At 74.5% G+C, this 21,130-nt stretch carries 17 protein-coding genes and 1 pseudogene; 3 read left to right on the top strand and 15 right to left on the bottom strand.

Features of this window, described 5'->3' with window-relative positions; all coding sequences use genetic code 11:
• Positions 1-1,002 (top strand): annotated as a pseudogene (locus tag K329_RS0109690) (hypothetical protein); the annotation flags it as partial.
• A 203-nt stretch (positions 1,003-1,205) separates the two neighbouring features.
• Positions 1,206-1,727: a DUF2867 domain-containing protein gene (locus K329_RS0109685; protein WP_028472873.1), complete on the top strand. Its 522-nt coding sequence runs from the start codon at positions 1,206-1,208 to the stop codon at positions 1,725-1,727.
• A gap of 4 nt (positions 1,728-1,731) precedes the next feature.
• Here K329_RS0109685 and K329_RS0109680 read toward each other — a convergent pair whose 3' ends face one another.
• From K329_RS0109680 to K329_RS0109660, 5 genes are read right to left on the bottom strand one after another with little or no spacing between them, the layout of a single operon-like run.
• Positions 1,732-2,433: a hypothetical protein gene (locus tag K329_RS0109680; protein WP_157571645.1), complete on the bottom strand. Its 702-nt coding sequence runs from the start codon at positions 2,431-2,433 to the stop codon at positions 1,732-1,734.
• Positions 2,434-2,480: 47 nt separating this feature from the next.
• Positions 2,481-3,137: a hypothetical protein gene (locus K329_RS0109675; RefSeq protein WP_157571644.1), complete on the bottom strand. Its 657-nt coding sequence runs from the start codon at positions 3,135-3,137 to the stop codon at positions 2,481-2,483.
• Positions 3,138-3,139: 2 nt separating this feature from the next.
• Complete coding sequence (mfd, locus tag K329_RS0109670; RefSeq protein WP_084541141.1) at positions 3,140-6,754, bottom strand: transcription-repair coupling factor; 3,615 nt, start codon at positions 6,752-6,754, stop codon at positions 3,140-3,142.
• A gap of 52 nt (positions 6,755-6,806) precedes the next feature.
• On the bottom strand, positions 6,807-7,811 hold the full coding sequence (locus K329_RS31230) for a histone H1-like repetitive region-containing protein (RefSeq protein ID WP_211225791.1): 1,005 nt from the start codon (positions 7,809-7,811) through the stop codon (positions 6,807-6,809).
• A complete protein-coding gene (locus K329_RS0109660) occupies positions 7,808-8,626 on the bottom strand; it encodes a 3'(2'),5'-bisphosphate nucleotidase CysQ (protein ID WP_028472868.1) in 819 nt (272 codons plus the stop codon). The genes K329_RS31230 and K329_RS0109660 overlap by 4 nt, the downstream gene beginning before the upstream one ends.
• A 107-nt stretch (positions 8,627-8,733) precedes the next feature.
• Here K329_RS0109660 and K329_RS0109655 point away from each other — a divergent pair, with 107 nt between their 5' ends.
• Positions 8,734-9,972, top strand: a complete 1,239-nt coding sequence (locus K329_RS0109655) for a hypothetical protein (RefSeq protein WP_028472867.1) — start codon at positions 8,734-8,736, stop codon at positions 9,970-9,972.
• 26 nt (positions 9,973-9,998) lie between these two features.
• Here K329_RS0109655 and K329_RS25900 read toward each other — a convergent pair whose 3' ends face one another.
• The 10 genes from K329_RS25900 to K329_RS31465 form a co-directional block, all read right to left on the bottom strand.
• Complete coding sequence (locus K329_RS25900) at positions 9,999-11,300, bottom strand: YncE family protein (RefSeq protein ID WP_157571642.1); 1,302 nt, start codon at positions 11,298-11,300, stop codon at positions 9,999-10,001.
• Positions 11,301-11,302: 2 nt separating this feature from the next.
• Positions 11,303-12,202: a sulfotransferase family protein gene (locus tag K329_RS25895; RefSeq protein WP_052336604.1), complete on the bottom strand. Its 900-nt coding sequence runs from the start codon at positions 12,200-12,202 to the stop codon at positions 11,303-11,305.
• Positions 12,199-13,788 (bottom strand): lipopolysaccharide biosynthesis protein, encoded by a 1,590-nt coding sequence (locus tag K329_RS0109640; RefSeq protein ID WP_028472866.1) that lies wholly within the window; start codon positions 13,786-13,788, stop codon positions 12,199-12,201. The genes K329_RS25895 and K329_RS0109640 overlap by 4 nt, the downstream gene beginning before the upstream one ends.
• Positions 13,766-14,698, bottom strand: a complete 933-nt coding sequence (locus tag K329_RS0109635) for a glycosyltransferase family 2 protein (RefSeq protein ID WP_043642589.1) — start codon at positions 14,696-14,698, stop codon at positions 13,766-13,768. The genes K329_RS0109640 and K329_RS0109635 overlap by 23 nt, the downstream gene beginning before the upstream one ends.
• A gap of 67 nt (positions 14,699-14,765) precedes the next feature.
• Complete coding sequence (locus tag K329_RS0109630) at positions 14,766-16,523, bottom strand: YveK family protein (protein ID WP_028472864.1); 1,758 nt, start codon at positions 16,521-16,523, stop codon at positions 14,766-14,768.
• On the bottom strand, positions 16,516-17,859 hold the full coding sequence (locus tag K329_RS0109625; protein ID WP_028472863.1) for an O-antigen ligase family protein: 1,344 nt from the start codon (positions 17,857-17,859) through the stop codon (positions 16,516-16,518). The genes K329_RS0109630 and K329_RS0109625 overlap by 8 nt, the downstream gene beginning before the upstream one ends.
• Complete coding sequence (locus K329_RS0109620; RefSeq protein WP_052336603.1) at positions 17,856-18,410, bottom strand: acyltransferase; 555 nt, start codon at positions 18,408-18,410, stop codon at positions 17,856-17,858. The genes K329_RS0109625 and K329_RS0109620 overlap by 4 nt, the downstream gene beginning before the upstream one ends.
• Positions 18,407-19,021 carry a glycosyltransferase gene (locus K329_RS25890; RefSeq protein WP_052336602.1) on the bottom strand — a complete coding sequence of 205 codons (615 nt, stop codon included), beginning with the start codon at positions 19,019-19,021 and terminating at the stop codon, positions 18,407-18,409. Before K329_RS25890 ends, K329_RS0109620 begins: the two co-directional genes overlap by 4 nt.
• A complete protein-coding gene (locus K329_RS0109610) occupies positions 19,018-19,512 on the bottom strand; it encodes a glycosyltransferase family protein (RefSeq protein WP_043642588.1) in 495 nt (164 codons plus the stop codon). The genes K329_RS25890 and K329_RS0109610 overlap by 4 nt, the downstream gene beginning before the upstream one ends.
• Positions 19,512-20,840 carry an exopolysaccharide biosynthesis polyprenyl glycosylphosphotransferase gene (locus K329_RS31465; protein ID WP_245596502.1) on the bottom strand — a complete coding sequence of 443 codons (1,329 nt, stop codon included), beginning with the start codon at positions 20,838-20,840 and terminating at the stop codon, positions 19,512-19,514. Before K329_RS31465 ends, K329_RS0109610 begins: the two co-directional genes overlap by 1 nt.
• Positions 20,841-21,130: the final 290 nt, after the last annotated feature.

Here is a 21,130-nt window from a genome sequence, read left to right as displayed (position 1 = left end):
GCCGAGCACGAGCTCGACGAACGCCGCCACGTGAGCATCGACCGCGACCGGGTCACCTACTCCGGCACGGTCGAGATCCGCGCCGAGGTCGACATGCTCGACGCCTACGACCTCGACGACGCCCTCACCCGACGCGCCGCCGCCTACAAGTCGCTCGGCTCCACCGCGGCCCTCGGTGCGCGACGGGCCAGGGCACTCGGGGACCTCGCCCGCGCCGACCTCACCCTCGACCTCACCACCGGTGGCGCGGAGGATGCAGGGGCTGGCGCCGACGGCACGACCGCGGCCGGCAGCGGTGTCGGTGCTGACGCGGAATCGGTCGGTGCCCTCACCCGCCGGGCGTCGGGTCGCCGTGGGGTGAACCTCTACCTCCACCTCACCCTCGAGCAGCTCCAGTCCATGACCGCCTCCGCGACGAGCGTCGGCGCCACCGGCCACCCGAGTGGAGCCGGGATCGGTCGGGCCGAGCACCTGCGCGGCCCGGTCCCGGCCGAGCTGATCCGCGACTGGTGCGCACGCCCCACCGTCGACCTCCGGGTCGTGCCGGTCATCGACCTGGCCGACCACGTCCACGTCGACGCCTACGAGATCCCCGACCGCATCACCGAACGCGTCGCCCTGCGCGACCACCACTGCGTGTTCCCCCACTGCACCCGCCCCGCCCGGCGTCTCACCCCCGACCGGCACGCCACCGACTGCGACCACATCACCGCCTACGACCCCGGCAACCCGCCAAGTCCAACGGCTGCGCCCGGCAGTCCCGGCGGCGCGCGTCCTGGCGGCGCGACCTGCACCTGCAACCTCGCCCCACTCTGCCGACGCCACCACCGCCTCAAGACCCACACCGGCTGGACCTACACCCCCCTCACCCCCGGCACCTACGCCTGGACCAGCCCCCACGGCCACCACTGGATCCGCGACCACCACGGCACCCACGCCCTCGACCCACCAGAACCACCCGGTCCACCAGATTCGCCCGGTCCACCGGGCCCGTCCAGCTGACCCCGAACGCGCCCCGCGGCGCCCCGACAGTCCCACCCCGCCAGCCCCGCGCACACCCGTGCCCCGGGGCCACGGGCACGCCCGGAAGACCTGCGGAGTGGGTGCTCGGCGCCCCGCACCCGCACCCGCACCGACCGCGTGCAGGCGCACCACGGCCACCCGACACGCGGGGGCATGCACGGGCCCGACCTACCGTCGGGGGCATGCCCGCACTCCGTCGCCCGCTCCCGGGCCTGCACCACAGCGAACGGCACGTCGCGATCGACCACTCCCCTGCGGACGTGTGGGAGGTCCTCGTCGCACCGCAGCTGGATGGAGAGCCGCGGTGGTACGCCGATGCCCTCCCCCTGGTGCTCCGGGGCCGGATCGACCGTGTGGCCGAGGTGGTGCTCGGACCGACGGACCGCCATCCCCTCGCCCGGCCCGTCTCGCGCGGACCGCTCCTGGCGGAGGGGGACCCTGCCGGCTTCTGGACCGTGACGGGCGTCGACCACGGCATGCACCGCCTGCGCCTGCAGGCCCGGGTCCACGCGCCGGGCGACGTCCGCCTCACCAGCTGGCTGACGCCGCGCACCGGTGGGTGCCACGTCTACCTGCGCATCACGTTCGCCCCGCGGGGCCTGCTCGGTACTGCCTACCTCGCGGCGGACCTGCCGGCGCGCGAGCTCGTCACCGAGCTCACCACCCGACGGCTCGTCACGGACATCGGCGCGGCGCTCGACTGACCCTTCACCAGTCCTCGCCCTCCAGGTCCAGCACGAGGTGGACCTTGTTCGCGAAGTCGGCCACCGCCGCCGAGCGCGGCGGGTCCGGGTCGAGCGTCTCGAGGGCCGCCGGCACACGGCACCCGTCGACCGCCACCTCCATGCGGTAGGCGACCGTGTAGTCGTCCTCGCTCGCCGGCATCGAGAAGACCGCCGGCTCCCCGGCGGCGAGGGCGTCGGCGTACCGCTCGGCCTCGTCGAGCACGTCGGTCCAGTCGAGCGCCCAGCCCACGGCCGGCTGGTCCCCGGCGAGCCAGTCCTCGGGCAGCTCGAGCACCGCGGCCGGGACGGGGCGACCGGCGGCGACCAGGCGTCGTACCTGCTCGGCCTGCTCGGCGGGATCCGCCGACAGCGGTCCGACCTCGTCGGCCACCGACGTCAGCTCACGGCAGGGCTCCGCGACCGCCGTGAGGATGCGGTCGTCGTCGACCAGCTCGAGAGGGTCGTGCCGGAAGGTCAGGAACACCCACGCGACCACGCCGACGAGGGCCACGCCCGCCAGGGCGATCACCCCGAGGAAGATCACGGCGAGCTGGTTCCACGGACCCGAGCGACGGAACCGCACGAGCGCCGGCGGGCGCGCGCCGTCCCAGGGGTGGGTCGAGCGCGGCATCGGGTGGGGAGGCACCCACAGGCCCGAGGGCTCCGCCGGTCGTCGTCGCCGCACCGGGCCATCCTCGCGGCTGGACGCCGGTCGTGTCCGCCCAACGGGCGTCAGCTCGCTCCGAGCTGCTCCGGGACGACGCCGCAGCGCTGGTCGGCGGGCAGGGCACTGACGGCCTCGAGGTCGGGGCTGGCGGTGAGATCCACCTGGCCCTGGCGGGCGACGTCGCTGACGGCCACGCTGATCTCGTCGCCGTCGAGCGTCACGAGCCCGTCCTCGTAGCCGGCCACCGACGGGTTCACGCGCACGTCGCGCTCCGCCAGCTCGTCGACCGCGGCCTGCTGGGCGGTGGCGTCGACGACGTCGAGCACGGCGAGCAGGCGGGACGCCTCGTCGGCGGCCTCCTCCCCCGCGCCGGTCGACTGGATCTCCTCGCTGAAGGCGGCTGTCTGGGGGTTGCCCTGGAAGAGGTCCTCGATGCCCTCCTCGGCCGCGACGGACTCGAGCGCGGTGCCGAAGATCCACGCCTGCGTGAGCACCGCCCGCACCGTCGTGCGCGCGACCGCCTGGGTCTGCACCTCGTCGAGGTAGCCGCAGAACGCGGACGTGGCGTCGTCGAGCAGCTCGACCGAGAGGCTCTCGTCGTCGATCGTCACGGCCGCCGTCGGGTCGCTCTGGCAGCCGGCGAGACCGCCGACGGCGACGGCCGCGAGAGCGGCGGCGAGCAGACGGGCACGGCGGGGACGTCGGGCTGCGGCTGTGGTCACCGTCACACCGTACCGGTGTCCGGGGGGTCGATGACGGCATCGATGACCTTGGCGGCCCACTCGAGCAGCGCGAGGCCGGTGATCGGCTGGCCCGCCACCACGGCCGTCTGCGGGCGCGGCACCAAGATCGTCTCGGTCTGCGTCTTCACCAGCGACTTCGGGTGCAGCCGCTGCAGGCGCACGACGCGCGACTCCGGCAGGCTGACGGGCGCGAACCGGATGTTCTTGCCGGCCGCCGTGACCTCGCGGATGCCGGCCTGGCGGGCGCGGGCGCGGAAGCGCGCGACGTACAGCAGGCTCTCGACCTCGAGGGGCGGCTCGCCGTACCGGTCGAGCAGCTCCTCCCGGATGACGTCGACGTCCTCGTTGGCCCGCACCTCGGCGAGGCGCTTGTACATCTCCAGGCGCAGGCGCTCGCTCGCGATGTAGTCGTGGGGCAGGTGGGCCTCGACGGGCAGCTCGATGCGCACCTCGTCGAGGCGGTCGTCGGCCTCGCCCTTGAAGTCGCTGACGGCCTCGCCGACGAGCCGGACGTAGAGGTCGAAGCCGACGTCGGCGATGTGGCCCGACTGCTCGCCGCCGAGCAGGTTGCCGGCGCCGCGGATCTCGAGGTCCTTCATGGCGATCGCCATGCCGCCGCCCAGGTCGGAGTGCTGCGCCAGCGTCGCGAGCCGCTCGTGGGCGGTCTCGGTCAGCGGCTTCTCCGACGGGTAGAGGAAGTAGGCGTAGGCCCGCTCGCGCGAGCGCCCGACCCGGCCCCGCAGCTGGTGCAGCTGCGAGAGGCCGAGGGCGTCGGAGCGCTCGATGATCATCGTGTTCGCGTTGGAGACGTCGAGGCCCGACTCGACGAGCGTCGTGCAGACGAGCACGTCGAACCGCTTCTCCCAGAAGTCGAGCATCACCTGCTCGAGCTGCTTCTCGCCCATCTGCCCGTGGGCGGTGGCGACGCGGGCCTCGGGCACGAGCTCCTTCAGCCGGCCCGCCGCCTTCTCGATCGAGTTGACGCGGTTGTGGATGTAGAAGACCTGGCCGTCGCGCAGCAGCTCGCGTCGGATCGCGGCGACGACCTGCCGGTCCTCGTAGGCGCCGACGTAGGTGAGCACCGGGTGCCGCTCCTCGGGCGGGGTGGTGATCGTCGACATCTCCCGGATGCCGGTCACCGCCATCTCGAGCGTGCGCGGGATCGGGGTCGCCGACATCGCCAGCACGTCGACCGACGTTCGCAGCCGCTTCATCTGCTCCTTGTGCTCGACGCCGAACCGCTGCTCCTCGTCGACGATGATCAGCCCGAGGTCCTTGAACCGGATGTCGGGGTTGAGCAGGCGGTGGGTGCCGATGACGATGTCGACCTCGCCGCTCGTGAGGCCGGCCAGCACCTCGGCGGCCTCCTTGTCGGTCTGGAACCGGCTCAGCGCGCGCAGGTTGACCGGGAACCCGACCATGCGCTCCGCGAAGGTCGAGAAGTGCTGCGTGACCAGCAGCGTCGTGGGCACGAGCACGGCCACCTGCTTGCCGTCCTGCACGGCCTTGAACGCCGCGCGGACAGCGATCTCGGTCTTGCCGTAGCCCACGTCGCCGCAGATCAGGCGGTCCATGGGCATCGTGCGCTCCATGTCGCCCTTCACCTCGTCGACCGTCGAGAGCTGGTCGGGCGTCTCGTTGAACGGGAAGGCGTCCTCCAGCTCGCGCTGCCAAGGGGTGTCGGGGCCGAAGGCGTGGCCCTTCGTGGCCTGGCGCGCGGCGTACAGCTTGATGAGCTCGGCCGCGATCTCGCGCACGGCCTTGCGGGCGCGGTTCTTGCGCTTGGTCCAGTCCCCGCCGCCGAGGCGGTCGAGGCTGGGCTGCTCGCCGCCGACGTAGCGCGTGACCTGGTCGAGCGCGTCGGCCGGCACGTAGAGGCGGTCGGCCGGGGCGCCGCGCTTGGACGCGCCGTACTCGAGCACCAGGTACTCGCGGACCGCTCCCCCGACCTCGCGCTGCTTCATCTCGACGAACTTGCCGACGCCGTGCTGCTCGTGCACGACGAAGTCGCCCGCCTTCAGCTCCAGCGGGTCGATCTGGCGCTTGCGGCGGGCGGGCATCTTGCGCATGTCGCGCGTCGACGCCTTCTGGCCCGAGATGTCCTCCCCCGTGAGCAGCACGATGCGGTTCTCGTCGTCGACGAAGCCCTGGCTCAGCGCGCCGCACGAGACCGTGACGACGTCGTTCGCCGGCAGGGTGTCGAGGTGCTCGACCAGCCGGGCCGGCACGTCGCGGTCACCCAGCGTCTCGACGGTGCGCTGCGCCGGACCGTGGCCCGGGTGCAGCACGACCACGCGGTAGCCGTCGCGCAGCCAGCCCGCGACGTCGGCGAGCGCCTTCTCGATGTCACCGCGGTAGGCCTCCGCCGCGCGCGTGCCCAGCGGTCGGCTCGGCACGCCGGCGATCGACGCCTCGCTCGCCCCGGGGACCGTCACGTCGGCCGGGTCGTCCGTGGCGATGCCGAAGGGGCTCATGCTCCACCACGCCTGCCCGCGGGCCAGGCTGTGCTCGCGCACGTCGGCGAACTCGCGGTACGACGCCGCCCCGAGGTCGATCGGGGCCTGACCGCCACCGGCCGCGGCCGCCCACGAGGCGCCGAGGAACTCCTCGCTCGTCGCGACCAGGTCGGCCGCCCGGCGGCGGGCGCGCTCGGGGTCGAGCATCAGCACGTGGGTGTCGGTCGGGAGGACGTCGACCAGCAGCTCCATGTCGTCGACGAGCACCGGCGCCAGCGACTCCATGCCCTCGACCGCGATGCCCTCGGCGATCTTGTCGGTGAGCTCGAGCAGCTGCGGGTGGGCGCGGCCGAGCGCCGCGGCCCGTTCCCGCACCTCCGGCGTCAGCAGCAGCTCGCGGCAGGGCGGGGCCCACAGCCGCTCCACCTTCTCGAGCGTGCGCTGGTCGGCGACCGAGAACGCCCGGATCTCCTCGACGTCGTCGCCCCAGAACTCCACCCGGAGCGGGTGCTCCTCGGTGGGCGGGAACACGTCCACGATGCCGCCGCGCACGGCGTACTCACCGCGCTTCTCCACCAGGTCGACCCGCGAGTACGCCGCCTGCTCGAGCCCCAGGACCACGTCGTCGAGGCGGGCCGCGGCGCCCGGCACGAGCTCGACCGGCGCGAGGTCGCCCAGGCCCTGGACCTGGGGCTGCAGCACGCTGCGCACCGGCGCCACGACGACCGACAGCGGGCCGTTCGACGCGTCGCCGCCCGGGTGGGCGAGCCGACGCAGGATCGCGAGCCGGCGGCCGACGGTGTCGCTGCGGGGGCTCAGCCGCTCGTGGGGCAGCGTCTCCCAGCTCGGGTAGTAGCCGACCCGCTCGGCGGGCAGGAGGTCGCCCAGTGCCTCCACCAGCTCCTCCGCCTCCCGCGTCGTGGCGGTCACCGCGAGCACGGTGCGGCCCGCGTCGACGAGGCCCTTCACCACGAAGGGACGCAGCGCCGACGGACCCGTCAGGTCGAGCACGCGCTCGGTGCCCGCGCGTGCCGAGGCCATGGCCTCGTCGAGCGTCGGGTCGGCCAGGACGGCGTCGGCGAGACCGGAGAGGTGCACGGGGAGATCCTCCTGGGAGCAGCACGGCCGACCCCCGTCCATCAGCGGGCGGGGGTGGTGAAAACCAGCGTACGCCCGGCCTCCGACAGCCCGGTCAGGACGTGGCGTCGGCGTAGCCCGTCGCGGCGGCGTACACGGAGGCGACGTAGGCGTCGTCGTGGTTGTAGGAGAACACCGCGTCGGCCCAGCCCTGGCCGGTGGTCAGGTCCGGGTCGTCGTGGCAGAGGTAGCGGGCCGCGGCGTAGGCCGCGTCCTTCACGTCGTTGGGGTCCGCGACGCCGTCGCCGTCACCGTCGCCGGCCCAGCGGCGCCAGGTGGAGCCGATGAACTGCAGCGGACCGACCGCGTGGTCCCAGGTCGGGTCGCCGTGGAACTCCGCGAACGCCGGGTCCGAGCGGATCGCGGCGAAGGCCCCCGTCCCGTCCAGCGCCGGACCGACGATCGGCGGCGTCGAGAGCCCGTCGAGCCCCAGCACGCTGCCGTCGATCGTGCCGTGGCGCGACTCGACCCACCCGATGCCGGCCAGCGTCGACCAGCCGATGGCACAGTCGGGCTGCTCGCGCCGGACCCGCAGCTCGGCCACCGCGTAGGCGTCCACCGCGGTGGCGGGGATGCCCGTGCGCGTGGCGACGTCGGCGGTCCACGCAGGATCGACGACGGGCACGTTCGCGGCGGCGACCCCGCTGGGCGTCGGCAACGACGGGGCGGCCGGGGGCACGTAGCCGCCCGGGGCCGACGTGCTCGCCTCCGGGGCCGGCGGCGCGGGCTCCGGCCGCTGCACCCACCACGCGGCGGTCAGCAGCGCTGCCGCGACGACGACCGCCACGAGCGTCGGGCCCACCCGGGTACGTCGGGCGGGTGGCCGCCGCGCCGGTGTGCGCTTCGCCGGTGCGCGCTTGGCCGGTGCGCGTTTCGCGGGAGCCCTTTTCGCCGCCGTCTTCTTCGCCGCCGTCTTCTTCGCCGCCGTCTTCTTCGCCGCCGTCTTCTTCGCCGCCGTCTTCTTCGCCGCCGTCTTCTTCGCCGCCGCCTTCGTCGCGGGGGCCCTCGTGGCGGCGGTCCTCCTCGCCGCCGGCTTCCTCGCCGGGGGGCGCCCGGTCACCGCGGGAGGTGCGGGCGGAGCGCCGCGAGCACCGCGTCGGCCAGCTCGGGGCGGCAGACGAGGAGGTCGGGGAGGTAGACGTCGTCCTGGTTGTAGAGCAGCGGGCTGCCGTCGAGGCGGCAGGTCACGAGGCCGGCGGCGCGGGCGACGGCGACCGGGGCGGCCGAGTCCCACTCGTACTGCCCGCCGGCGTGCACGTAGACGTCCGCGACGTCGCGCACGAGCGCCATCACCTTGGCGCCGGCGGAGCCCATCGGCACCAGGTCGGCCCCGAGCGCGGCGACGACGGGCTCGACCACGGCAGGCGGACGGCTGCGCGACACCACGACCCGGGGGCGGGGCGCCGTGCGGGGCGGGACCACGGACGGGTGCGCCGTCGAGAACGTGCGGCCCAGCGCCGCCTGCGCCACCGCGCCGGCGGTGAGGTCGCCGACCTGCGAGCCGTCGCCGGCCCCGCGCTCCCAGAGCGCCACGTGCACGGCCCAGTCGTCGCGCGGCGGCTCGCCGAACTCCCGCGTGCCGTCGAGCGGGTCGACGATCCAGACCCGGTCGGACCCGAGGCGCACCTTGTCGTCGCTGCCCTCCTCGGAGAGCACCGCGTCGCCCGGCCGGTGCTCGGCGAGCAGGGCCACGAGCAGCTCGTGGGCGACCCGGTCACCGGTGTCCTTCAGCTCCGACGGCTCCCAGCTCTCCGCGACGCCGGTGGTGCGCACGTCGACGAGCCTCTCCCCCGCGAGCGTCGCGAGGGCGGCGGCGAGGGCGTGGTCGTCGTACGACGCGAGGTCGCCGGCGCTGGGTGAGCTCGAGGTGGGCACCTGCACAGCCTAGGGACCGGGTCCGACGGTCACGCGCCCGCACCGCGCGCGTGTCGGGGACAATCGGGCACCACGACGACGCGACCGACCGCGAGAGGAGCCCCGTCATGACAGCACCGCCCCCGGGCGCCGGCGGCGGTGCGGCGTGGGCCGGCACCGCCGGCACCCTCTGGCCGGGCGACCCCCGCCCCGACGGCGGCGTGCCCGCGCCCGAGCTCCTCGGGCCCGGCACTGACGGCGCTCCTGCCGCCGAGCGCTACGTGCTCGTGCGCCTCGGGGGCCAGGTCCGCTTCGCGGTCTCGGCCGGGCTGGGTCCGCGCGCCCGCAGCCGGGTGCTGCGCTACGGCAACGGCCTGCGCACCCGCCGGCGCCGCGTCGTCCGCTCCGGGCTCGCCGCCCTCTTCCTGCTCGGTCTCCCCCGCGGTCGCGGGACCCTGGCCGCCGTCGACGACAGCCGCGACCGGCTCGGGCTCCGCTCCCGGGTCGCCGCGGTGCTCGACCGCGACCCGGCCGACCTGCACCTCGCCGTCGCGGTGCTCGACCGCGACGGCGGCCCGCGCCCGACGGTGCTGGTCACCGACGGCCACGGCGCCCCCTGCGCGTTCCTCAAGGTCGGCTGGGGCGAGCACCGCCGCACCACCCTGCAGCGCGAGCACACCGCGACCACCCGGGCGGCCGCGGTCGCCGTACCCGCCGTGCTCGTGCCGCGACCGCTGCTGTGGGCCACGCCCGGGTCGTCGAGCGTGCTGGCCACCGCGCCGCTGCCCGACGACGTGCGCCCCGTGGCCACGGACGACCCCGAGGCCACCTTCCGGGGGCTCGACGCCCTGGTCGACGCCCACCCGACGAGCACCCACCCGCTCGCGACGTCGCCCTGGTTCGCCCGGCTGCGGCGCGACGCAGCCGCCGTCGCCGACGGCGCGGGTCCGGCCGCCGGGCTCGGACGGAGGTGCGTGGCGCTCCTGGAGCGGGTCGCGCGCGACGACGACGGGGTCGGGCTGCCGCACGGGCTGCGGCACGGCGACTGGTCGGCGTGGAACCTCGGCTGGTCGCAGGGTCGGCTCGTGATCTGGGACTGGGAGTACGGCGAGGAGTGCGCGCCGCGCGAGCTCGACCGCCAGAACTGGCACTACGCCTGGGCCACGAGCGTCACCGGCTCCGGGGCCGGCGAGGCCGGGCGGGCCCTGCTCGCACGGGCCGCCCGCACCGACGAGGAGGGCTCGGCGCGCCGCTACCTGCTCGACATGACGGTGCGCCGCACCGTGCTCGCCGCGGCCGGAGAGCACGACTCCGCCCGGGCGGCCGGCGAGCTGCTGGAGCTGCTCGCCGACTCCCGGGCGGAGTAGGCCTCGGTGTCCGTGGCCGGGCCGGCTCAGCGCAGGCGGAACCGCGTGAGGTTCGCCTGCGGGGTGCTGCCGACGTTGTCCCAGCCGCCACCCATGACGAGCTGGTTGCCGTCGGAGGCCAGCGCCCGCGAGAGCAGCAGGCTGTCCGGGCGCGAGGTCACCCCGGAGGTCTGCACCGCGAAGTCCGGCTTCACGCGACCGGTCGAGCGGTCGAGCACGTGGAGCGCGATGTAGCGGGTCGGGTTGGTCTCTCCGAGACCGCCGGCGCGCGAGCAGTCGTGGGCGTGGGAGGCCACGTAGACCTCCTGGTCGACGACCGCCAGGTCGAAGGTGTCGCCGTAGCAGCTGGCGTACCAGGCCCGGGTGCCCGTCGAGGTGTTCACCGCGTGCACGCCCTCGCGGCGGCTGCTCGAGCCGCCGTCGTCACGACCCGCGAAGTAGACGGAGCCACCGGCGACCTCGATCGTCGTGGCCCAGCCCGAGGGGGCGAGGAAGTAGTCGGAGCGGAAGCCGCTCGCCGAGGCACCGGTCGTGGCGTTCACGGCGGCGATGCCCTGGGCGGCACGACCGTTCATGCGCTGGAACGGGCCGCCGACGAACACCTTGGCGCCGTCGGAGGAGACGGCCAGGGACTCGACGCGCAGGGCCTCACGGGCGACGGGGACGCTCACGACGGGCGCCCAGTCGGTGACGGCGTTGGTCGTCAGGTCGAACGCGGCGAGGCGGTCGCGCGTCGACCAGTTGGCGACGCTGAAGGCTCCGCCGACGTACAGCTTCGTGCCGTCGGGCGAGACCGCGAGCGAGCGCACCGTGCCGTTGACACCGTTCCAGCCCACCTGGCCGAGGAACTCGCCCGTCGCGGTGTCGAACCTGGCCAGGTGCTCGGCGCGCTGGCCGTTGACCAGGTTGAAGTCGCCGCCGACGTAGAGCGTGCGCTTGTCGGGCGAGAGCGCCGTGGCGTAGACCGTGCCCGGCTGGTTGTTCCAGTCGTTGGTCAGCGTCGGCGCGAAGGAGGCGACGCGGGTGCCGCTGCTGGCGTCGAACGCCGCCAGCCGCGCCTGGTTGGACTCCCCCGTGCCGGCGGCCGAGCCGGCCGGACGCGTCGACGTGAAGGCACCGGCGGCGTAGATGCGGCCACCGGCCACCTCGAGGTCCCAGACCGGGCCGTTCGTCTGGTCGATCGAGACCGGGGTCGGCGAGAACCGGGTCGTCGTGGCGGCCGAGGCCGGGCCGGCGGGCAGCCCGACGGCCGTCACCACCAGACCGAGGGTCACGAGGACGGCCGGGAGGAGCCGCCGTACGGAGAGAGCACGAGCGCGGGAGGACATGGTCACCACCAAGGTTCTGTGTCGAGGAGTCGAGCCAGCTCTGTGGTGTGGGGCTCGAAGTGGGCCCGCAGCTCTTCTGCGGGCCCCGGGGGAAGGGCGCTCCCCGGGACGCTGTTGCGCCGCGCACGCCCGAGCGGGTGCGGGTCGAGGCCGGCGAACGCCTGGATCGTGCCCAGGGTCGCCGACGGATCGGCGTAGAGGTCCTCACTGCGCAGGACCAGGACCTGGTCGGTCCCGTAGGCCTGCTGCCATGCCTGGACCTGGTCGGCGTACTCGCCGCGACGGCGGTAGCCGTACCAGTCCCACGCCCGGGCGTAGTAGGTCGGGTCCGCCGCCATCCGCTCCTGCTCCCCGGCCAGGCGGGCGTCCTCGGCGGCGAGGGCCTCGGCGAACCCGAGCCCCTCCACGCCGGCCTTGAGACGCTCGCGGTAGTGCGAGTAGGCACGCTCCACCGGGTCACGCAGCAGGACCACGACGCGGGCGTCCGGCAGCAGCGCCGAGGCGCGTCGTACGACGCGGGGGTCGAAGAGGTAGAGGGGGTTGGCCTCCACCGTCAGGGCGGCACCGTGACGACGGGCGTGCGCGGCCCGCGAGCGGTCGAGCGGGAAGTGGCCCAGGAACCACGACTCGGGGCGGTCGGCGTGCCGCGTGAACCAGTGGGTGCTCTTGAGGTGCTCCGCGGCCGGCACCATCGGCATCACCTGGGGGTGCGAGAGCAGCGACGACCACACGAAGGTCGTGCCGGCCCGCTTGGCGCCGACCACGAGCACGTCCGGCCCGGAGCGCAGCGGCGCGCTGACCTGGCCGGCTCCGCGGATCGCCGCCCCCACCGCCGTCTTGGCGGGGGCGGGCACCAGGGACTTCGCCCGGCGGACGAGGGACGAGTCGTCGAGGCTGCTCACGATGACCTCCTGAGGAGCGGGAGGAACGCCGGCAGACCCAGCGCCCCCCGGAAGTGGTGGAGGAGCACGGCGTAGACCGCGAGCCCTCCGACGAGGTGGGCGGACGCCCAGACCAGGGACGGCTCCGCGAGCAGCCGCACCGCCAGCCCGGGGACGCCGAAGGCGACCACGGCGCTGGCCCCCGCGAGCGCGACCGGACGCCAGGGCATCGCGACCCCGGTCCGGCCCCGCCCGCGGACGAAGCAGAGGATCGAGTCGATCGCGAGGCAGGCGGCCCACGCGATCGCGGCACCGACCAGGCCCAGCACCGGCACCAGGGCCAGGTTGAGCACGACGTTGAGGGCGAGGGCGACCGCGGTGTTCATCGCCGTGACCCCGCTCAGCCCGGCCATCAGCAGCGCCGAGTTGACGTTGCCCATGGCGACGTAGACGAGCATGCCGAGGGCCAGCACCGTGAGGGCCGGGGCGGCGACGGCGAAGTCGTCGCCGATGAACCCGAGCAGCAGCGGCGACCACGTCGCGAGGCCGAGGAACAGCGGCCACGACAGCAGGACGAGCCAGACCGTCGTGACCTGGTAGACGTCGACGAACCGGTCGCGGTCGCCCCGCGACCACGACGCCGCGAGATGGGGTGCGCTCTGCAGGCGCAGGGCCTCCATCGCCATGGTGCCGGTGGTGACGAAGCGGCTCGCCGCGGCGTACGCACCCGCGGCCGCCGGCCCCAGCAGGATCCCGACGATGATCACGTCGGCCCAGACGATGGCGAGCTCGAGGCACGAGGCCACGCCGCGGGGCAGGTTGAAGCCCCAGACCTCGACCGCCTCGGTACGGCGCGCACCCGCCTCGTCGTCGAGGCGCGGGGCGTCGGCCGCCGCCCGGCGCAGCCGGCGGACCAGGTACACGACCGCGACGACGTCCATGAGGACGAGCGGCACGGCGTACGTCAGGAGCAGCAGGGTCGCGGGCGCGTCGACGAACGCGAGCAGCCCGACCGCCAGGACCCGGCTGGCCGGCAGCCACAGCTGGTAGAGCACCACGTAGGGCAGCACCGAACCGAGCGAGCGCGTGCCGTTGAGCGCGGCCTGGCCGACGGCCGAGGCCACCAGCGTGCCGGCCAGCACGAGCAGGAACGCCCGGACGACCTCCTGGTCGGCGGGCTCGAACGTGGCCGCGAGGTCGTCGGCCATCACGGCGAGCACCGCGGCGACGACGAGGCTCCAGAGGAGCACGGGGGTCAGCGTGACGGTGAGCGCGTGCCAGGCCCGCCGGTCGGCCCCCACGGCGCGGCGGGCGGAGAGCGCCCGCACGAGGCCGGTGTCGCTGCCCGCCACCGCGATCCCGTTGAGGATCATGAAGACCGCGACGGCCTGGAAGTAGAGGCCGGAGAGGTGGGCCCCGAAGAGCCGCCCGACGATGATCGTGAGGGCGAAGCCGCCGACGGCGGCGACGAGGGAGCCGGCGAGCGACACGGCGCCGCTGCGCGCCATGCTCCGCCGGTCGTCGGACCGGTCCTGACCGGCACCGACCTCTCCCTGCGACGTGCGGAGGTCGGTGCCGGCCGCGTCAGATACCGCGGCCGCGGGCATGGAGCACCGCCTGGATCCGGTCGGCCGACACGACGCCGGAGAGGACGAGGGCCGTGAGCGCCACGCGGGGCTCGCGACGGTTGTCGGCCCAGGCGCGCCGCAGCCAGGTGCGGGCCTCGGCCCGCTGGCCCACCGCCGCGTAGGCGTAGGCGATCTGGCCGCTGATGCGGGCGCGGCCGCGCGGCGAGGCCGCGAACTCCGGGAACTTGGCGAGCAGGGCCACGAGGCCCTCGGCGAGCATCGACCACTTGCTGAAGAAGTGGGAGCCGCCGTTCCAGTGGATGTCGGCCACGACGTCCTCCACCAGCGCCAGCGTGCCCGTGCGGGCGAGGCGCAGCAGCAGGTCGTAGTCCTCCGGGTGCCCGCCCGGCAGCGTCTCGTCCCAGCCACCGACGAGGTCGACCACGCGACGGCGGTAGGTGAGGGCCGACGGGTGCAGCTCCATGATCCGGTCGTCGAGCAGGTCGCCGAGGTGCACCCGCGTGAGCGGGGCACGCCGCACGACGTGCGTGTCGCCGCGGATCACGCGCACGCTGCCGCCGACGCCCCGGAGGTCGGGGTGCGCCAGCAGCTCCCGCATCTGCACGTCGAGGCGACCGGGCAGCCAGGCGTCGTCGTCGTCGCAGGTCGCGATGAACTCGTCGTCCGCCATCGCCAGGGCCGTGTTGCGGGCACCCGACACCCCGGGTGTCCGCTCGTTGCGGACGACCCGCAGCGTCTGGCGGCCCGGCACGGTCGGCGCCGGCAGGTCGAGACCGTCGGGCACGCGGTCGTCGTCGACCACCACCACGACGTTGAGCGGACCCTCGTAGGACTGCGCCCAGATCGAGGCCACCGCAGCGCGCAGGCTGTCCGCGCGACCGCGGGTGGCGATGCCGACGGTCACCGCGGGCGCGTCGGAGGAGGTCATGGTCAACCTTTCGGGACGATCGAGGGGTGGGGTACGGCGCGACGCCGCCAGGCGCCGGACGCGGCGGTCAGTCGACGTGGACACGGACCACCCCGAGCGCGGGGACGTCGGCGGCGTCGACGTGGAGGCGGGCGACCCGCATCGCGTTCTCGGCCCAGCCGGTGGCACCGGCGACGAGGACGATCGCGTCGCAGGCCTCGAAGTCGATGCGCCAGGTCGGCACCGTGATGTCGACGAGCACGATCTCGAGGCGACCGGCGGCGCCCACGGCCCGCAGGCCCCGGCGCACCAGGTCGACCGACGACGCGTCGAGGTCGGGCGTCACGTAGACACCGAGACGCAGCTCGGCACCCGGGTCGTCGGCCTCCATGGTCAGCAGCCACGGCGAGACCGAGAGGCCGATGCCCGCGAGGGCCGCCTCGTCGTCGGTGTCGACGATGTCGGCGACGACGGGCAGGGCACCCGGCACACCGGTCATCGCGGCCGGCGGGCCGGCGTGGACCGGGCCCACGACGCGGGGCCCGGTCTCGGGCGTGGCGAGACCGACGAGGCGGAAGCCGTCGCCCGGGGTGCGGCGACGCGGGCCCGTGCGGGTCGGACGCGACGGGAGCGGGGGCAGCTCACCGGTCGCTCCGCCGGCCGTCTCCGGCGTGGGGCGGGGCTCGAAGGGCATCTCGTAGGGACGCTCGAACGGCTCGGCCGGCTGGTCGTCGCCGCTGGCGTACGCCTCGACGACGTCGTCGGGCTCGAGCACCTCGTCGTCCCGCCCCTCGGAGCTCGCGTCGGCGTCGGCGAGCTCCTCGGTCGACCACTCGGCGGGCTCGCCCGGCACCCCGTGCACGTCGCGGGCGTCGTCAAACCCGTCGTCGTAGCCGTCGTCGTAGCCGTGGAGGCGGCCGTCGACGTCGACGTACGGGCCGTTCCAGCGCTCGAGCACCGTGGTGCCGCCGACCCGAGCGGTGGCGACGCCCCCGCCGGCGTAGGCGTACGAGACGGGGTACTCCCCCGCCGGGACGTAGGCCTGCGCACGGGAGTGGCCGGCGGCGTCGAGCTCGCCGTACCCGTGCACCTCGTCGAGGTCGTCGTCCCCACGGGGACGGCGCACGTGCAGCAGGTAGGCCGCGGCCGCGCCGAGCAGCAGGCCGGCCAGGCCCCCGGCGACCGCCGAGACGACCGGGCTGAGGGACGTGCGCTGCGCCGTGGTGTCGGCGTCGCCCGCGATCTTGCCGGCGTCGACGACGGTCTCCTCGAGCGCGACGCGCTCGGCCTGGAGGTCGATGGCCCGCTGGTCGGCGGGGTCGTAGGCCGCGATGAGGTTCTCGAGCAGCTGGTCGTGCTCGGCCCAGCGGTCCTCGGCCTCGGTGCGGGCCTCCACCAGGTAGACCTCGGCCGCGGCGTCGGCGCGGCTCTCGGCCGCGACCGGGGTGCCGTCGGTCCAGCTGAAGAGCAGGAAGTTGCTGTTGGCCTCGGCCATGACCGTGAGGTTCTCGGCCACGTCGTCGGCGCTGACGCCGTCACCGATCTCCTCGGCGATGGCCTCCTGCACCGGACGGGTCCCCGCGAAGGCGACCTGGTCGTCGGCCCAGAGCGTGTCGGGACGGAAGTCGCCGACCGGCACGAGGCCGCTGCCGACCCGCACGGTGGTGGTCGCGGAGTAGCGGGGCTCGCTCGCGTTCGCCGCCACGAGGCCCACGACCAGGCCGATGGCCAGGCCGATCACGATGACCAGCCAGCGCGTGCGGAAGGCCGTCGCGATGCTCGGGAGCGGCTTCAGGCCGGAGCCGGAGGCGCGGGATGCCGCGCTGTTTCGGATGTCGTCACTCATGGTCGACAAGGACCTTCCTCGTGCGGTGGTGGCCGTCGTGAGCACCTGTGGGCGCGGTGACGGACGGGGGAGCGTGGTGGAGGCGGCGTGTGCCGGTCACGGCCATCGCGAAGAACGCGACCGCCAGCGGGACCGGGAGCACCTCGTAGAAGGCGAGCTGGACGACGAGCACGACGCCCGTCGCGTGGAGCCACATGTCGGGCGAACGGCCGTCCCGGGGGCGCGCGCGCCACCAGATCGTCCCCGCCGCGGCGAGGAAGAGGGCCGTGCCGACGAGCCCCTGCGAGACGAGGATCGTCCACAGCTGCCCGTGCGTCCCGATCGAGACGTCGTTGCTGTTGGCCAGGCCCGCCGACGACTGGGGAGCGCCCCAGCCGAACAACGGTGACTGCAGCGCCAGGTCCCACGCCGCGCTGTAGAGCGTCTCGCGGGTGCTGGTGTTGCTGTAGTCGAAGCGCGCCGTGATGATGCGGCGCAGCGGCTCGACCGCCAGCACGGTGGCGACCACCGCGACGGCGGAGCCGACCACGGCGCCGAGCACCTTGAGGTCGCCCGTCGCGGTGCGCCTGAGCAGGACGTAGCCGACGGCCACCGCGATGCTGATCCACGAGCCGCGGTTGAGCGACACGATGATCGCCGGCACCGCGACCACGAGCAGGGCACCGAGCAGGAACCGCTCGACGCGGCGCGGCGCCACCAGGAACATGTGGACGCCGACCGGGAAGAGGATGCCGACGGCGGCGCCCCAGTCGTTGGTGTAGGCGAAGAGCGCGCTCGGGCGCGGCGACCCGTAGAGGCCGTCGTACTCGGAGAACTGCGGGTGGGTCAGCGACCGTACGAACGGGTCGTCCAGGCCGACCGCTGCGGTCAACGCCTCGAACGGGCTCGTGAACTCCAGGTTGTTGATCACGATGCCCGGCCAGGCGAGCAGGATCGCCGCCGCCCACAGCGCCGTCAGCCAGAGCAGCACCCGACGGGGGGAGAGACCGCGCGCCAGCGCGTTCCAGACGAGCACCGCCATGAGGGCGACCGCGACGTAGAGGGAGAGCCGGAAGCCGTACGCCGCCAGGTAGCGAGGCGTGCTGAGCATGACGGCCGAGATGAGGACCCAGCCGATGAAGAGCGCGAGCACGCCGTAGCCGGGGGGCAGCACGACCGAGCGTCGGTTGACGGCGAGCCAGAGGCCGACGGGCACGGCGATGACCACCCAGAGCGGGATCTGGATGCCGAGCGCCCACCACAGCGGGTAGGCGAGCAGCAGCGCGCCGACGGGGGCGACGGCGCGGACGAGCACCGCCGGCTCGTCGACGTGGGGCGCGAGACGGGTCGTGGTCATGCCGCCACCTCGCGGATGCGGCGCGCCGGGACCCCGGCGTAGACGCCGCCGCGCTCGAGGGTGCCGGTGACGACGGCCCCGGCCGCGACGACGCAGCCCGACTCGACGACCGCACCCGGGAGCACGGTCACACGGGCACCGAGCCACACGTCGTCCTCGATGCGGGTCGTCAGGTAGTGCGCGGCCCGCGACGTGCGGCCGTCGGCGTCGAAGCCGTGGGTGGCCGTCAGGACCATCACCTCGGGCGCGAGGTGGCAGCCGGCGCCGATCTCGATGCGGCCACGGGCGGCGTCGAGGTAGCAGTCGTGGTTCACGAAGGTCTGCTCGCCGATGGAGAGGTCGTGGCCCGTGATGCGCACGCCGCTGAAGACGTTGAGCGTGCGGACGTCGAGGCCGGCGGCGCGGTAGACGGCCCAGCGCAGGGGGCGCGGCACCAGGGCCGAGCCCGCCAGGACGCCGAAGAGCAGGTGGCGCCAGGCGATGCCGAGGTCGAGGCGCACCGTGCGGCCCACCCGGCCCAGGACGGCCGCGGGGCGTGCGACGGCGCTCATCGCTGGACCCGCGAGAGCAGCGAGCGGCGGACGGACGGGAGCCGGCGGACACGACGACCCACCACCAGGTCCACCTCACGGGCGAACCGGGCGGCGGACGCCTCGGCCACGACGTCGGCCGTGCCGACCTCGACCGAGGGGCCGGTCTCGATGGCGTCGGCCACCGCGGCGTCGAGCGCGTCGTAGCCGTCGGCGAGACGGACCATCCCGATGTCGTCGACGTGGGCGGCGAAGCGCTGCTGGTGGCCGTCGACGTGCTCCCCCCGCTCGGGGTCGCGGGGCACGCAGACCGGCACGTGCCCGGCCCGCCGGGCGTCCATGATCGTGCCCGGGCCGCCGTGGCAGACGACGACGTCGGCCGCCGCGACGAGTCCGACGAGGTCGTCGTGCTCCACGAAGTCCTGGCCCTCGGCCACCCGCGGAGCGGTGCTGTGCCCGTGCTGCACCACGACGCGGGCGCCGTCGCCCAGCGAGCGCGCCAGCTCGTCCATCCAGTCGACCAGGCGGTCGAACGGGTGGTGGTCGGTGCCGAGGAGCGTCACGACCAGGGGTCGGTCACGCTCGGCGAGAGCGCGACCGCCCACCAGCGGGTCGATGCCGAAGGCCGTCACAGCAACGGTCCCACGACGACGGCGTCCGGGTAGGAGTCGAGCTGGGCGTCCCACTGCACGATGCGCCGCGTGGTGAACGGGCCGCAGAGGCGGCCGGTCATGGTCGGCGAGTCGATGCGGTCGTAGACCTCGATGAAGACGGTCGGGATGCGCAGCAGCCACGCGAGGACGAAGAACGGCACGGCCACACCGGCACCCGCGCTCACCACGACGTCGGGACGCTCGTGGCGCAGGAGGCGCCAGGCGAGCCCGAGGTTGCGCAGCAGGTTGGGGATGTTGCGGGTCGTCGGCGAGTACGACGTGACCACCCGCTCGTCGGCGAGACGGTCCTGCACGTCCGAGGTGTCGGGGCAGACCCACGTACGGCGGCGGGTCTCCCACCACGGGCGGAGCGCGAGCAGCTGGGCGAGGTGACCACCCTGCGTGCTCACGAGCAGCGCGTGGTCACCCCCCTGCGGCGCGAGCGCATCGGTGGCGTCGGTGATGGACATCAGTAGGCTCCTCTGGCCTGGACGACCGCTGGGACCGTGCGCGCACAGATGGCGAGGTCCCCGGTCAGGCTGTGGTTGTCGATGTAGGTGACGTCGAGCTCGAGCGCGTCCGCCCAGGACAGGTCGGAGCGGCCGCTGACCTGCCAGAGACCGGTCAGCCCGGGCTTCACGGCGAGCCGGCGCCGGGCCACGCGGTCGTAGCGGGCGACCTCGTCGGGCAGCGCGGGACGGGGGCCGACCAGGGACATGTCGCCGCGCACGACGTTCCAGAGCTGGGGCACCTCGTCGAGCGAGGACCGCCGCAGCCAGGCGCCGACGCGGGTGACGCGGGGGTCGGCACGGATCTTGAAGAGCATGGTGTCGGCCTCGTTGAGGTCGGCCAGGGTCAGCCTCACCATCTCGGCGTCGGTCGTCATCGTGCGCAGCTTGAGCATGACGAAGGGGCGCCCGTCGCGCCCGACGCGAACCTGGCGGAACAGGGCGGGCCCGGGACTGTCGAGCCGCACGAGCACGCCCAGCACGACGAGGACCGGGAGCGCCACGACCAGAGCCGCGAGCGCCACGGCACGGTCGAGCGCGCTCTTCACGACCCGCACCACGACGGACGGCCGGGGCGGGGCCACGGTGAGGACCGACCGACCACCGAGGCGGCCGATGCCGAGACGCCGCGACGCGACCGCCGCCCCGCCGAGGACGGCCGGGGTGCGGGTGCGGTCGAGCTGCCAGGAGAGGCCGCGCACCGCCGCCGGCGTGAGCCGGACCGCGGGGCTGACGACGACGAGGTCCACGGCGTGCCGACGGACGGACTCCTCGAGCGGGACGACGTCACCGTCGTCCTCGACACCCACGGCCGCGCCGGTGCCCGCGTCGACGACACCGGTGGCCACGACGTCGACCTGCCCGGGAGCCGCCCCGGACGTGGTCGGGTGGGCCGCGTCGTCGAGGACCAGGACGCGGGGGCGACCGTGGAGGAGGGCGACCCCCGTCGCGGACAGCAGAGCGCCCGCGACGAGCCCGCCCGTGACGACCAGGGCCGGCCGGAGCCCGCCACCGCCGGTGACCAGACCGGCCACGACGGCGTGGCTGGCGAGCACGACCAGACCGGTCTCCAGCACCCCGACCGCGTCGACCAGCGCGAGCGCCCGGGGACCGCGGCGGACGGCGACCGCCAGGCGCGCCGCGATCCACAGGCCCGCCAGCAGGGCGGACTGCACGACCGTGACCAGCCCGACGCCGACGGCGAGAGCCGTGACCGCGACCGTCAGGACGCCCTCGGCGAGGACGAGCCTGCCGCGCAGCACGCGAACGCGCCGAGTGGCGCCGCTCACACTCGAAATCCGGGCGGTGGAGGACGCCGAACAATTCACGGCCTGCTCTTCGGGGAACTGGCGCTGGAGGGTCGTGTCGGCCACGTCGTAGGACTCCCACACCGCTCCGACCACCGCGCGCCACCTCCTCTCGGACCACCGGTCTAGTGCTGTCTAGACCACTTGGTGAACACTGTTCCTCTTTGCGCACACCGTTGTCAAAGTGAACAGCGTTCTTTTACCTAGAGGTCGACGACTCGCCTCCCCGACCGGCCCAGACCGGGCACCCGACCGGGCCCCGGGATGAGTAG

The sequence above is a fragment of the Nocardioides alkalitolerans DSM 16699 genome, assembly GCF_000426525.1.
Classification (GTDB): Bacteria; Actinomycetota; Actinomycetes; order Propionibacteriales; family Nocardioidaceae; genus Nocardioides; species Nocardioides alkalitolerans.
Note: the sequence above shows the minus strand (reverse complement) of the source record. Positions and strands in the feature narration are given on the sequence as shown.